This is a genomic window from Micromonospora sp. LHW51205, assembly GCF_003315815.1.
In the GTDB taxonomy this organism is placed as follows: Bacteria; Actinomycetota; Actinomycetes; order Mycobacteriales; family Micromonosporaceae; genus Micromonospora; species Micromonospora chalcea.
The window spans coordinates 73,870-88,034 of sequence record NZ_QMEZ01000008.1 but is presented as its reverse complement, the minus strand read 5'-3'; the positions used below and the strand labels follow the sequence as shown (position 1 = coordinate 88,034).

At 76.2% G+C, this 14,165-nt stretch carries 5 protein-coding genes (2 of these 5 only partly in view); 4 read left to right on the top strand and 1 reads right to left on the bottom strand.

Annotated features, from left to right (window positions below; all coding sequences use genetic code 11):
- Positions 1–2: a 2-nt sliver of a non-ribosomal peptide synthetase gene (locus DQE82_RS25050; protein WP_113974324.1), read on the top strand. The gene continues 3,508 nt to the left of window position 1, outside the view; only 2 of the gene's 3,510 nt are visible here; its start codon lies off the left edge, out of view; its stop codon straddles the left edge of the window (only 2 of its three bases are visible, at positions 1–2).
- Positions 1–2,314: the 3' portion of a lantibiotic dehydratase gene (locus DQE82_RS25045; RefSeq protein WP_113974322.1), read on the top strand. 2 nt of this gene lie to the left of the window's left edge; 2,314 of the gene's 2,316 nt are visible here — the last part of the coding sequence; the start codon is cut by the window's left edge — 1 of its three bases falls inside, at position 1; the stop codon is at positions 2,312–2,314. The genes DQE82_RS25050 and DQE82_RS25045 overlap by 4 nt, the downstream gene beginning before the upstream one ends.
- Positions 2,311–6,660, top strand: a complete 4,350-nt coding sequence (locus DQE82_RS25040) for an SDR family NAD(P)-dependent oxidoreductase (RefSeq protein ID WP_113974320.1) — start codon at positions 2,311–2,313, stop codon at positions 6,658–6,660. Before DQE82_RS25045 ends, DQE82_RS25040 begins: the two co-directional genes overlap by 4 nt.
- Positions 6,657–11,975, top strand: a complete 5,319-nt coding sequence (locus DQE82_RS25035; RefSeq protein WP_113974318.1) for a non-ribosomal peptide synthetase/MFS transporter — start codon at positions 6,657–6,659, stop codon at positions 11,973–11,975. Before DQE82_RS25040 ends, DQE82_RS25035 begins: the two co-directional genes overlap by 4 nt.
- On the opposite strand, the gene DQE82_RS25030 is transcribed toward DQE82_RS25035, so the two are convergent.
- Positions 11,943–14,165 carry a lantibiotic dehydratase gene (locus DQE82_RS25030; RefSeq protein WP_233514777.1) on the bottom strand — a complete coding sequence of 741 codons (2,223 nt, stop codon included), beginning with the start codon at positions 14,163–14,165 and terminating at the stop codon, positions 11,943–11,945. The two genes, DQE82_RS25035 and DQE82_RS25030, sit on opposite strands and share 33 nt — an antisense overlap.

Genomic DNA, 14,165 nt, shown 5'->3' with positions numbered 1-14,165 from the left:
GACGTACCTGGTCCCCCTCGGCGACACCGGCTGGTCGGTGTGGCGGGACGTGCTGCTGCGCAGCGCCGGGTTCCCCGCCGACGGACTGGACCGGTTCGCCGCGCCGGACTGCGCCGACGCGGCCGACCGGCATCTGTCCGGCGAGCTGGACGAGACGGCTTTCAGCGCCGCGTACGCCACCGCCGTCCGGGCGTCGTCGGCGGCGCTGTGCGGGATCGCCGCCGACCCGCTGTTCCGTGAGGCCGTCGCCTGGCAGAACCCGGAGGCGCTGGTGGCGCTGGACGGGCTGCTCCGCGACGGCCCGGACGCACCCCGCAACGTGCGCCGCCGGGGCCGGGAGAACGTCGTCGCCGGGTACTGGCAGCGCTACGTCGCCAAGTGCGAGACCATCGGCTTCTTCGGGCCGGTGTGCTGGGGCACCGTGGCACCTGGTGCGCCCGGCGTCACCGCCGTGCCCGGCCCCGGACTGCTCCGCCGCCGCGCCGTCCACCTCGAACACTGGGCGCTCGCCGCGTACGCGGACCGGCTGGCCGCCGACCCGCAGGTCCGGCAGTGGCTGGCCCCGGTCCGGGCGCCGCACGTCCACCTGGCGGACCGGGTCGTGCACCGGCCGGCCCAGCGCCCGGAACCGGTGTCGCTGAGCGAGTCGATCGCGCTGTGCCGGTGCGACGGCACCCGCCCGGCCCGGGACGTCGTCGACGACCTGGTGCGCGACGGGCAGACCGGTGTGCGCCGCGCCGCAGAGGGGTTCCTGCTGCTCGCGCAGCTCGTCGAGCGAGGGCTGCTGCGCTGGGACTTCGACCTGCCGCAGGGCTTCGCCGCGCAGGAGCACCTGCGGGAGCGGATCGCCGCGATCGGTGACCGGGAGTGCCGCGCGCGGGCGCTGGCCGGGCTGGACCGGCTGGCCGCCGCCCGCACCCGGGTCGCCGACGCCGCCGGTGACCCGGCCGCCCTCACCGCCGCGCTGTCCGCGCTGGACGCCGAGTTCACCGCGCTCACCGGGTTGCCGCCGCGCCGCCGGGCCGGGCAGAACTACGCCGGGCGGGCGCTGTGCCACGAGGAGACCGCACGCGACGTGGACCTCACCGTCGGCGGCGGCCTGCTCGACTCCCTGGCCCCGGCGCTGGACCTGCCGCTGCGGGCGGCGCGCTGGCTCACCGCCGAACTGGCCACGGCGTACGGCGACGCGCTGCGCGACCTGTACGACGACCTCGGCGGCGACGGGCCGGTCCGGCTCGGTGACCTGTGGTTCGTCGCGCAGGGGCCGCTGTTCGGGCCCGGTGACCGGCCGGTGGACCGGGTCGCGGCAGAGTTCGCCGCCCGCTGGGAGCGGGTGCTCGGACTGGCCGGACTGCCCGCCGGGACGACCCGGGTGGAGTTCGCCGCGGCCGAGCTGGCGCCCCTGGTGGCCGACGCGTTCCCGGCCGGCCGTCCCGGCTGGAGCGCGGGCCGGGTGCACAGCCCCGACCTGCAACTGTTCGCCGAGTCACCCGAGGCGCTGGCCGCCGGCGAGTTCGGGGCGGTGCTCGGCGAGTTGCACGCCGCGTACGCCACGTTCAACGCCGAGCTGTTCACCCACTGCCACCCCGACGTGGACCGGCTGCGGCGCGCGTACGCGGCCGACCTGGGCCCGGGACGGCTGCGCCCGCTCTACCCGGTCGACTTCCCCCGCGTCGGCGGGCGGTTGTCCGCGTCCCTGCACGGGCCGGACGACCACCGGCTCGCGTTCGCCGACGCGCCCGGCGCGCCGCGCGACCGGCTCGTGCCGGCGAACGCGGCGATCGTGTCCGAGGTGGACGGCGTGCTGGTGGCGACCGGCCCGGACGGCACGCGCTGGCCGCTGGTCGAGGTGTTCTCCGACCTGATCGCGGTGCACGCCGGCGACGCGTTCAAGCTGATGACCGACCGCCCGCACAGCCCCCGGGTGACAGTCGACCGGCTGGTGCTGGCGCGGGAGACCTGGCGCACCACGGTCGGGGCGACCGGCCTGGCCGACGCCGTCGACCAGGCGCGGCGCTACCTCGCGGTACGCCGGTGGCGGACCGCGCTGGGCCTGCCGGAGCGGGTCTTCGTCCGGGTGGCCACCGAACTCAAGCCCACCTACGTGGACCTGACCAGCCCGCTCTACGCCAACCGGCTCTGCCTGCTGCTGCGCGCCGCCCGGCGGTCCGGCGGCGACGACGTGACGGTGACCGTGTCGGAGCTGCTGCCCGCGCTCGGGCAGGCGTGGCTGCCCGACCGCGCGGGCCGCCGCTACGTCAGCGAACTGCGCCTGCACATCAGCGATTCGGCCGAGCCGGAGGTCATGGCGTGAACGAGACAGTGGAGCCGATCGCGATCGTCGGGCTCAGCCTGCGCGTGCCGGGGGCGGCGTCGGCGGAGGAGTTCTGGCGCAACCTGGTCGTCGGCGCCGAGTCGCTCACCCGGTTCACCCGAGCGGAGCTGCTGGCCCGGGGCGTCGCGGCGGAGCAGCTCGACGACCCGGCGTACGTGCCGGTGGCCGCCGTGCTCGACGGCGTGGACCGGTTCGACGCGGAGCTGTTCGGGCTGAGCCCCCGCGACGCGGAGCTGACCGACCCGCAGCAGCGGCTGTTCCTGGAGCACGCGCACGCGGCGCTCACCGACGCGGGCTGCGACCCGGCCCGCTACGACGGCGAGATCGGCGTGTACGCGGGCGGCAACGCCGACCTGTACCAGTGGCTCAACGTCCGGCGGAACCCGCGGGCGCTCGCGGACGCCGGTGAGCTGCGCGTGTCGCTCGGCAACAAGCCGGACTACCTGGCCAGCACCGTCGCGTTCCGGCTCGGCCTGCGCGGCCCGGCGATGACGGTGCAGACCGCCTGCTCGTCGTCGCTCGTCGCGGTGCACCTGGCTGCCGAGGCGCTGCGCAGCGGCGAGTGCGACACGGCGCTGGCCGGCGGCGTGTGCGTGGAACTGCCGCACGGCGTCGGGTACGTCGCCGACGAGGGCTACACCTCCGCCGACGGGCACTGCCGCCCGTTCGACGCGGACGCCGACGGCACCGTCTACGGCAGCGGCGTCGGCGTGGTCGTGCTCAAGCGGCTCTCCGACGCGCTCGCCGACGGCGACGACATCCGGGCGCTGGTCATCGGCAACGCGGTGAACAACGACGGCTCGGCCAAGGCGAGCTTCACCGCGCCGAGCGTCACCGGTCAGGTGGAGGTGGTCACGCAGGCGCTCGCGGTGGCCGGCGTCGCCCCGCGTTCGGTCGGGTACGTCGAGGCGCACGGCACCGGCACCGTCCTCGGCGACTCGATCGAGCTGGCGGCGCTGAGCACGGCGTACGGGCGGCGCACCGCCGAGCGCGGCTGGTGCGGGGTCGGCTCCACGAAGGCCAACATCGGTCACCTCAGCGCGGCCGGCGGCGTGATCGGCCTGATCAAGACCGTGCTGTCGATGCGGCACCGGCTCATCCCGCCCACCGTCAACCACGACCGGCCGCACCCGGGCATCGACATCGAGGCGAGCCCGTTCTACGTGGTGTCCACGCTGACCAAGTGGGAGCCCGAGGACCAGCGACCGCTGCGGGCCGGCGTCAGCTCGCTCGGCCTCGGCGGCACCAACGCGCACCTGGTGCTCCAGGAAGCGCCGCCGCGCGTACCCCCGGAGCCGGATCACGGCGGCGGCGAGCTGCTCCAGGTGTCCGCCGCGACGCCCGACGCGCTGGCCGCTGCTTGTGCCCGGCTGGCCGAGCGGCTCACCGGCGCGCCCGATGTGGAGCTGCGCGACGTGGCCCACACGTTGCGGGAGGGCCGGCCGGCGTACCGGCACCGGGCCGCCGTCGTCGCTGTCGACCGGGCCCGGGCGGCGGCGGCGCTCACCGACCCGAAGCGCCGGGCCGCCGGGGACGCCGCGACGCCGCCCCGGGTGGGCCTGCTCCTGCCCGGGCAGGGCGCGCAGCACCCCGGCATGGGCGCGCACCTGGCCGCTACCGAGCCGGTGTTCGCCGCCGCCGTGGACGAGTGCGCCGCGATCCTCGGCTGGGACGCGGGCGAGATGATCTTCGACGCCGGACCGGGCGCGGACGAGCGGCTGGCCGGACCGGCGGTGGCGCAGCCCGCGCTGTTCGCCGTCGAGTACGCGCTCGCGGCGCTGTGGCGGCACTGGGGCGTCACGCCCGCCGCGATGATCGGCCACTCCGTCGGCGAACTGGTCGCCGCCACGGTGGCCGGGGTGTTCGACCTGCCGGACGCGCTGCGGCTCGCCGCCGCCCGGGGCCGCCTCGTGCAGGCCGCGCCGGAGGGCCGGATGCTCGCCGTGCAGCGCGGCGCCGACGAGATCGCGCCGCTGCTGCCCGACGGTGTCGCGGTGGCGATCAGCAACGGCCCGCACACCTGCGTGGTGGGCGGCGCGCCGGAACCGGTCGCCGCCGCCGAGGTCCTCCTGCGCGAACGCGGCATCGGCTGCACGCCGCTGCGGTCGCCGTACGCGATGCATGTGCCGCTGCTGACGGCGGTGCGCGACGAGTTCGCGGCGCTCGTGGCGGCGGTGCCGCGCCGGGCGCCGGACCTGCCGGTGTTCTCGGCCGCGACCGCCGCGCCGTTCACCGACGAGCAGATCACCGACCCGGCGTACTGGGCCGACCAGTTCTGCCGGCCGGTGCGGTTCGGCGCCACGGTGGCCGCGCTCGCCGCGACCGGCGCCGCCGACGACTGGCTGCTGCTGGAGTGCGGCCCCGGCCGGCAGCTCGCCGGTCTGGCCCGGCTGAGCCTGCCGGCGGGGGCCCGGGCGCCGCTGCGCACGCTGCCCGCGCCGGGGGAGCGGCTGACCGGCAGGCAGACCGCGTACGAGGCGGCGGGCCGGCTGTGGACGGCCGGGGTGCCGGTGCGACTGCCCGCATCCGGCACGCCGCGCCGGGTGCCGCTGCCCGGTTACCCGTACCAGCGCGCCCGGCACTGGATCGACCCGGAGCCGGCGGCCGCGCCCGCCGGACCGGCCACCGACGAGCGGTACGACGACGGCGTGGTCGAGGTGCCGGTCTGGGGTCAACTGCCCGACCTCGCGCCCGTCGAGGCGCCCGGCCCGCTGCTGTTGTTCGCCGCAGGGGAGCGCGGCACGGCGCTCGCGGACCGGCTGCGCGAGCGCGGCGTGGACGTCACGGTGGTACGTCCCGGACCGGCCTTCGCGGTCCGCCCGGACGGCTACCGGCTGCGCCCGGCCAGCGTCGCCGACCACCAGCGCCTGCTCGACGAGTGCGCCGACGACGGCCGGGCCGCCCGGATCGTGCACGCGTGGGCGCTCGACGGCGACCCGGCCGGCCCGGACGCCGATGCCGTGGCGGCGGCCCAGGAACACGGGTACCTCGCGCTGCTGACCCTGCTGGAGGCACTGCCTGCCGCCGACGTGACGCTGGACGTGGTGACCGCCGGGACGGCCGACGTGACCGGATCCGACCTGCTGCGCCCGGAACACGCCACAGTCGCCGGGGTGGTGCGCTCGGTGCCGCTGGAACGTCAGGGACTGCGTTGCCACTGGGTCGACGCCGACCCGGCCGACCCGGGCGCGGACGCGCTGGCGGACGAACTGCTCGGCGCCGAGCGGGCCGACGCGGTCGCGCTGCGGCTGGGCGGGCGCCGCTGGACACGCGGGTTCACGGCCGCGCCGGCGCGCCGGCGTACCGGGCCGGCACTGCGCGACGGCGGGCGCTACCTGATCACCGGCGGACCGGGCCGGATCGGCGGGGCGTTCGCCGCCGAACTGGCCCGCCGGGGCGCGCGGCTGGTGCTGGTCGGCCGGACCGCCCGGCCGGACCTGGTCGAGGCGCTGGAACGGGCCGGGGCGCAGGTGCGCCACGTGCGCGCCGACGTGACGGACGTGGACGCGCTGCGGGCGGTACGCGCCGACATCGAGGACGACCTCGGCGGACTCGACGGCATCGTGCACGCCGCGCGGCTGCCCGACACCGGACTGTCCACCGGGTCGCGGCCGGCCGAGGCGACAGCCGAACTGCTGCCGAAGGTCACCGGCGCGCTGGCGCTGCGCGCGGTCTTCGGCGACATGCCGCTCGACTTCGTGCTGCTCAGCTCCTCGGTGACCGCGCTCGCCGGTGGCCTGGGCCGCGCCGACGACACGGCCGCCAACGCGTTCCTCGACGCGTACGCGCGCAGCCCGCACGGCTGGCGGTCGCCGGTGCTGTCGGTGGCCTGGGGCGCGTGGCGGGAGGAGGGCGTACCCGACCACGACGGGCTGGCCCCGGACGCGGCGGTGCGCGCGGCGTGCCGGGTCCTCGCCGAGGGGCGGACCGGCTCGATGGCGATCGGCGCCTACACGGTGGGGGCGGTCGCCGGGCACGAGCGGCGGCTCGCCGCGACCACGGCGGCCACCGCCTCGACGGTGACCGCCGCCGACGGCGACCTGCAGGACACCGTCGCCCGGATCTGGCGTGACGTGCTGGGCGTGGCCGAGGTCGGCCCGCACGACGACTTCTTCCGGCTCGGCGGCACCTCGCTCGTTGCCGCGCAGCTGGTGCTGCGGATCCGGCAGGCGGTGGGCGCCCGGCTGTCCATGCGGGTGCTGTTCGACGCGCCCACCGTCGCGGCGATGGCCGCCCGGATCGAGTCGCTGCGCGCCGCCCCGTCCGCCTCCGCATCTGCTGAGGCGCCCATCCCGCGTCTGCGCCGACCGGGACGGCCGGGATGACCGAGTCGCGCCACGACGTCACGCCTGTGGACGACGTCTACACCGTTCCCGCCTCGTACGCCCAGGAGCGGGTCTGGTTCACCGCCCAGCTCAGCCCCGGGCAGCCGCTGTTCACCATGACCGACGCGGTCACCCTGCCGGCGGGCGCCGGGCCGGAGCAGGCGCTCGCCGCGCTGCGGACGGTCACCGACCGGCACGAGGCCATGCGCACCACGCTGCGCCTGCACGACGGGCGGCTCTACCAGGACATCCACCCCACGGTCCCGGTGGAGCTGCCGGTCACCGACCTTTCCGCGCTGCCCGAGCCGGAGCGGGACGCCGCCCGCGCCCGGATCGTCGCCGAGTACGCAGGTCTCGACCTGCCGATGGACGCCGCCCCGCTGTGGCGGGGCCGGCTGCTGCGGCTCGACCCGGACACCTGGTGGCTGCTGTTCGCCGGGCACCACGTCGTCCTCGACGGCACCTCCCTGCTCCACCTGCGCGCCGAGCTGACCGAGCTGTGCGCCGCCGCCGTCGCCGGCCGCGCGCCGGACCTGCCCGAGCTGCCGATCCAGTACGCCGACTACGCGGCCTGGGAACGCGACCGCCTCGACGGCCCCCGCTGGGACGAGCTGCGCGAGTACTGGCGGGAGGCGCTGACCGGCCTGCCGGCAGTGCACGCGCTGACCACCGACCGGCCGCGCCCGGCGACGCTCACGTTCGACGGCGCCGACGTCCGCCGCACGCTGCCCGGGCCCGTGACGGCGGCGCTGCCGGAGCTGTCCCAGCAGGCCGCCGCGACCCCGTTCATGGTGCAGCTGGCCGCCTACGTCGCGCTGCTGCACCGGCTGTCCGGAAGCGACGACGTGGTGGTCGGCATGCCGGTGGCCGGCCGCGACCGGGCCGAGCTGGAACCGCTGCTCGGCATGTTCATGAACATGCTGGTGCTGCGCGTCGACGTGTCGGGCGATCCACCGTTCCTGACCCTCGTCCGCCGGGTCCGCCGGGTCGTGCTCGACGCCTGGGACCACCAGGACATGCCGTTCCAGAAGCTCGTCGAGGAGCTGGCGGTACGGCGCGACCCGGGCGTGCCGCCGCTCTACCAGCTCACGTTCCACCACCTGCCGACCGGCCGGGGCGAGGCGTTCGGCGGCGCCATGGACGACCTGTCGCTGGAGATCGCCGGGGACGAGCTGCGGCTGGAGTACCGCACCGCGCTGTTCGAGCGCACCGCGATGGAGGCGTTCGCGGACCGCTACCTGCTGCTGTTCGCCGCCGCCGTGGCGGCGCCCCGGACCCGGGTGAGCGCGCTGCCGGTCATGCCGGACATCGAGCACGCGGCGGTCGTGACCGGCTGGAACGCCACCGCCGCCCCGGTGCGCCGGACCACGCTGGCGGAGCTGTTCGACGCCCAGGCCCGGCGCACGCCGGACGCGGTCGCGCTGGTCGACGGCGACACCCGGATGACGTACGCGCAGTTGTCCGACGCCGCCGAGCAGGTGGCGTCGCGGCTGGTCGCGCACGGCGTGGGACCGGAGTCGGTGGTCGCCATCCACGAGCCCCGCTCCCGCCGCCTGATCGCCGGGCTGCTCGGCATCCACCGGGCCGGCGCGGCGTACCTGCCGCTGGACCCGGACCACCCGCCGCAGCGGCTGGCCTTCATGCTCGCCGACGCCGGGGCCGGGGTGCTGCTGGCCGACGAGCTGCCGGACGGGCTGACCGTCCCGGGCACCGTGCTGCCGCTGACCGCGCCGGACCGGCCGCGCGCCGCCGGGGGCACCGCCGCCGGGCCGGGGAACGCGGCGTACGTGATCTACACGTCGGGCTCCACCGGACGGCCGAAGGGCGTGGTCAACGAGCACGCCGCGATCGTCAACCGGCTGGACTGGATGCAGGACGCCTTCGCGCTCGGACCGGACGACGCGGTGCTGCACAAGACACCGATCGGGTTCGACGTGTCGGTGTGGGAGGTGTTCTGGCCGCTGCTCGTGGGCGCGCGGCTGGTGCTCGCCGCGCCGGGCGGGCACCGCGACCCGGCGTACCTGCGGGAGCTGATCGAGCGGGAGCGGGTCACCACGGTCCACTTCGTGCCGTCGATGCTCGACGCGTTCCTGTCCACGGCCGCCCCGGCCGGCCCGGCCCGCTGCGGGTCGCTGCGGCGGATCGTGTGCAGCGGCGAGGAACTGCCCGCCGACCTGGCCCGCCGCGCCGTCGCCGCGATCCCGTCGGCGGCGCTGCACAACCTGTACGGACCGACCGAGGCGGCGATCGACGTCACCGCCTGGGCGGCCACCCCCGACGCGCTGACCGGCGTGACCCGGGTGCCGATCGGCGGGCCGATCCGCAACGTGCGGACCTACGTGCTCGACGAGGCGATGCGCCCGGTGCCGGTCGGCGTGGCCGGGCAGCTGCACCTCGGCGGCGTTCAGGTGGCCCGCGGCTACCTGAACCGCCCCGGACTCACCGCCGCCGCGTTCGTCCCCGACCCGTTCGGCGAGCCCGGCGGCCGGCTGTACGCCACCGGCGACCTGGCCCGCTGGCGTACCGACGGGACGCTGGAGTTCCTCGGCCGCATCGACGACCAGGTGAAACTGCGGGGCCTGCGGATCGAGCTGGGGGAGATCGCCGCGGTGCTGCGCGAACAGCCCGGCGTCGGCTCCGCGGCCGTCGTCGTGCGCGGCGCCACGCCCGCCGAGCAGCGTCTCGTGGCGTACCTGACGGGCGAGGCCCCGGACCCGGCGGAGCTGCGGGCGGCGCTGAAACGGCGGCTGCCCGAGTACATGGTGCCGTCGGCGTTCGTGACGCTCGACGCGCTGCCGCTGTCCGCCAACGGCAAACTCGACACCGCCGCGCTGCCCGCACCCTCGTCCGGCGTCGCCCCCGCGCAGCGCCGTCCCCCGGTGACCCCGGTCGAGCAGACGGTTGCCGCCACCTGGCGCGACGTGCTCGGCGTGCCCGAGGTCGGCCTGGACGACGACTTCTTCGAGCTGGGCGGTCACTCGCTGCTGGCGATCCGGATGCTGGCGCTGCTGCGCGAGGCGTACGGGCAGGTCGACGTCGGCGTGATGGACGTGTTCGCGCACCCGACGGTGCAGGGGCTGGCCGCGCTGATCGACGCCCCGGCGGACCAGGAGCGGCAGCGCCCGCTGCTGTACGAGCTGACCCGGCCGGTCCCGGCGGACCAGCGGGTGCGCTCGTACGTGTGCGTGCCCTACGGCGGCGGGCTCGCCAGCATCTACCAGCCGCTCGCGGACGCGCTGCCGGCCGGGCACACGCTGTTCTCCGTGGCGATCCCCGGCCACGACGTCGGTGTCCGTGACACCGAGCTGCCCTTCGACGAGCTGGTCGAGCGGTGCGTGGCCGAGATCCAGGAGCGGGTGGACGGCCCGCTGGTCCTGTACGGCCACTGCGTCGGCGGCGCGCTGTTGACCGGCATCGCCCGGCGGCTGCACGAGCGCGGACGTCCCATCGAGGCGATCTACGCCGGGGGCGTGTTCCCGACCGCCCGCCCGGACAACATGCTCGGCCGGCTCGTCGACTGGGCCGACTCCCGGGGCGCGGACCGGCGGTACGAGACGTTCCTGCGCTCGATCGGCGCGGAACTGGCCGACCTGGACCCGGCGCAGGTCGACCGGTTCGTGCACCACGTACGGCGGGAGGCCGCCGAGGCGCAGGAGCGGTTCACCGAGTGGCTGGACGGCGAACCGGTCCGGGTGCCCGCACCGGTGATCTCCGTCGTCGGCACCCACGACGTGCTCACCGAGTACTACGAGGAGCGGTACCGCGAGTGGAGCTTCCTCGGCGAGTCGACAGCGCTCGTGGTGCTGGACGAGGCCGGGCACTACTTCGTCAAGCAGCGGGCCGAGGCGCTCGCCGAGGTGCTCACCCGCACCCATCCCCGGCTCGCCGCGCCGTCCGCCGCGCCGTCCGCCGCGCCACGACAGCTCGCCGGTGACGGCTGGGCACTGGCGGCCACCAGCACCGATCCGGTCACCGCCGAGACCGGCGTGCAACCGGGCGTACGCCGGTTCCTGGCGATCACCGCCAGCCAGCTCATCTCGTCGACCGGGTCGGCGCTGACCCAGTGGGCGGTGCCGGTCTGGGTCTACCTGGAGACCGGGTCGATGCTGTGGTTCGGCCTGTCCGGGGTGATCGCGTACCTACCGGCGCTGCTGACGCTGCCGGTCGCCGGCGCGGTCGCGGACCGGTTCGACAGGCGCCGGGTGCTGCTGGCCGCGTGCGCGACGGCGGTGACAGCGGAGGCGCTGCTGGCGCTGCTGCTCTGGACCGACCGACTGGGGCTGGCGGCCGTCTACACGCTCGTGTGCGTGCTCGGCGCGGCGTCGGTGTTCCAACGCATCACCTACCTGGCCGCGATCCCACAGGTGGTGCCGAAGCGCTATCTGGGGCACGCCAACGGCATCGCGCAGCTCGCGGTCGGGCTCAGCTCGCTCGCGGTGCCGCTGCTGGCTGCGGGTCTGCTCGCCGCGATCGGCCTGGCCGGCGTCCTGGTCATCGACATCGTCAGCTACGTGGTGGCGATCGGTGTGCTGGCCGCCGTGCGGTTCCCCGACCTGCTCGGCCGGCGGCGCAAGGAGCCGTTCCTGGCGGAGCTGATCGGCGGCGCGCGGATGACGTGGGCCGAGCCGGGCTTCCGGGCCATGCTGGGCTTCTTCTCGCTCTACAACCTGTGCCTGGCGAGCCTGCTGCTGGTGCCGCCGATGGTGCTCGCGTTCGGCACGATGGGCCAGGTCGGCACCGTGGCGTTCGCCGAGGCGCTCGGCGCCGTCCTCGGCGGACTCGCCATCGCGGTGTGGGGCGGCCCGACCCGGCGCCGGATGCCCGCGCTGATCGCCATCGCGTTCGGCGTGGCGGTCAGCCTGGTGCTCAGCGGCGTCCGGCCGAGCCTGCTGCTGGTGGCGCTCGGCAGCTTCGGCGTGGGGCTGGGCCTGGGCCTGCACAACGGCATCTACCTGTCGATCATCCAGGTGAAGGTGCCGCAGCGGTTCCACGGCCGGGTGCTGGCGATCATCCAGACGCTGACCTGGGCGACGCTGCCGCTGGGCTTCGCCGTGCTGGTGCCGCTGAGCGGGTCGCTGCTGGAACCGATGTTCGCCCCCGGCGGCGCGCTGGCCGGCAGCGTCGGCGCGCTGATCGGCACCGGCCCCGGCCGGGGACTCGGGTTCGCGTTCGTGGTGTCCGGGCTGGCCCTGGCCGTGGTGGCGCTCGGCGCCTACGGCGTACGCCGGCTGCGCCGGTTCGACACCGAGACCCCCGACGCGCCGGCGGACGCCACCGAGTGGCTACCGCACCTGCGCCGGGTCGACGATCTGTAGCCGCAGTTCCGAGGCGTACGCCCGGCCGGCCCCGTCGGTCAGCCAGGCGTCGTCCGGGCCGGGCAGCAGCTCGGTGACGGTGAGCCCGACGCCGTCGCCGCCCTTGGCGTGCGCGCCGCGCAGCAGCGTGCACAGCAGCCGGGTGTAGACGCCGCTGGTCAGGTCCACATAGCTGGGTTTGAGTTCGGTGTCGACCCGCACGAAGATCCGCTCGGGCAGGCCGAGCGCGAGCCGCCAGCGCCGTACCGCGAGGTAGCGTTCCCGCTCGCCCTTGACCGTGTGCAGGCCGGTCTCGCCCACAGTGGTGCGCCACGTCTCGCGGACCAGCACCAGGTCGTCGACGGTGACGCGCGGCGTGCGCCCGGCGTTGCCGGCCAGCTTCCACGTGTCGAACACCTGGTAGTCGAACAGCGGCGCGAACACCTCCAGCAGCGGCCACCGCCGCCCGTCGTCGGCGTGCGCGGAAAGAGTGCCGTCGTCGTCCGGCCGCACGGTCAGGGTCGTGATCGGCACGAGGCGGTCCGGGTCGGCGCCGGGCGCGTCGACGAACCCGAGCTGGGCGTCGGCGGGCCCGTGCAGCCACTCCGCGATCCGGGCGGTGTGCCGGGGCCAGTCCACCGGCGGCAGCAGCCGGACCCGGCCGCCGGGCAGGTCGGCGCGCATCCCGTCGCGCAGCCGCTGCGGGTCCGGGTGCCCGTACGCGAAGAAGTGCGTGTCGAACGCGGCCAGCGCCACGTGCAGCTCGCCGAGCACGACTGTGAAGTCGCCGCGCAGCAGCGCCGCCTCGTCCGGCGCGCACACGTGCACGTCCGGGCTGTGGATGCGGGCGGCGGCCCAGCCGGGCGCGTCGGCGGGGAACGCGGCGGCGACCCGCTCGGTCAGCGCGGCGGCGTCGAACCGCAGCTCCCGGGCGTCGGTGTCGGCGTCGGCCAGGCCGAGCACCGTCGACCACCGGGCCAGGAACTCGGCGGTGACGGCGGCGGCGGGCGGGTCCGCCCCGAACACCACCGCCTGCGCCAGGAACCACAGGTCGGCCACCGGCACGTCCGCGGTGGCCGACTCCGCCGCCAGGTCGCGGTACAGGGCGGCCAGCGCGTCGGCGTACGCCTGCCCGATCGCCGCGGTCAGCCACCGCGCCGACAGCAGCAGCGGTTCCAGCGGCGCGAGCCGTGCCAGCAGCGCGTCACCGAAGCGGACGTCCAGGTCGCGGACCGTCTCCAGGTGGCACAGCGTGCGCCCGGCGTACACCTCGCCGGGCTGCTGCCGCGCGTCCCGGCCGGTCAGCTCCACGAACCGCCGGTCCAGCGCGGACATCGCCGCGGCCAGCGCGTCCGGGCCGTCGGCGGCGGCCACCGCGTCGCGCAGGTCGCTCACCGTCGCGAGGTCGCCGAGCACCCGCTCGCGGACCGTGTCGTCGCCGATCGCGGCGAGCTGCTCGCGCAACGCGTCCTCGGCGGTGAGGTCGACCGGCAGGTCGAAGCCGATCCGCAGCACGCCGCGCCCGGCCAGGTCGTCGAGCTGCGCGTGCACGTCAGCGGCCCGGCGGAAGCCGCTCGCCGGGTCCGCGAGCAGCGCGGCGACCAGGTCGGCCACGCGCGGTCCGCGCCGCGCCAGCGTGAGCAGCGCGGCGGTCGCCGCCGGGAGCGTCTGCGGTGGATGGTGCGGGCGCCGCAGCACCCGGTCGCGCAGGCTCAGGTGCGGGGCCAGCCGCACCGGCAGCCAGTCCCGCACGCCTGGTACGCGGGTGAAGGCCTCCGCGAGCGCGTCCAGGCCCCACCGCTCCAGGAACACCTTCCGGGTACGCGTCAACGCCGCGCCGGGACGCACCGTCGCGATCGGACCGCTGCCGCCCAGCTCGGTCCAGCAGATCGGGCCGAAGAAGCCCACCGTGTCGTTCTTCAGGCAGTACCGCTGCCAGTACTTCGCGACGACCTCCTCCCGGTGCCGCCGGCGCAGGTTGCGCGGGGCGTGCGGGCCGTCGCGCCGGATCGCGTCGACGGCGAGCAGGACCGCAGGGTTCTGCCAGGTCAGCGCCGTACGGAAGGCGTCGTCGCAGGCGATGCCGTAGACCGTCTGCCCGAGGTCGGCCGCGGCGGCGTCGAACGCCGCAGCGAACTCCGCGGCGTCGCCGTCCCCGCGCAGGTGCCGGTCGGCCGCCTCCGCGAGCGCCGGAGCGGCGAACCGGCTCAT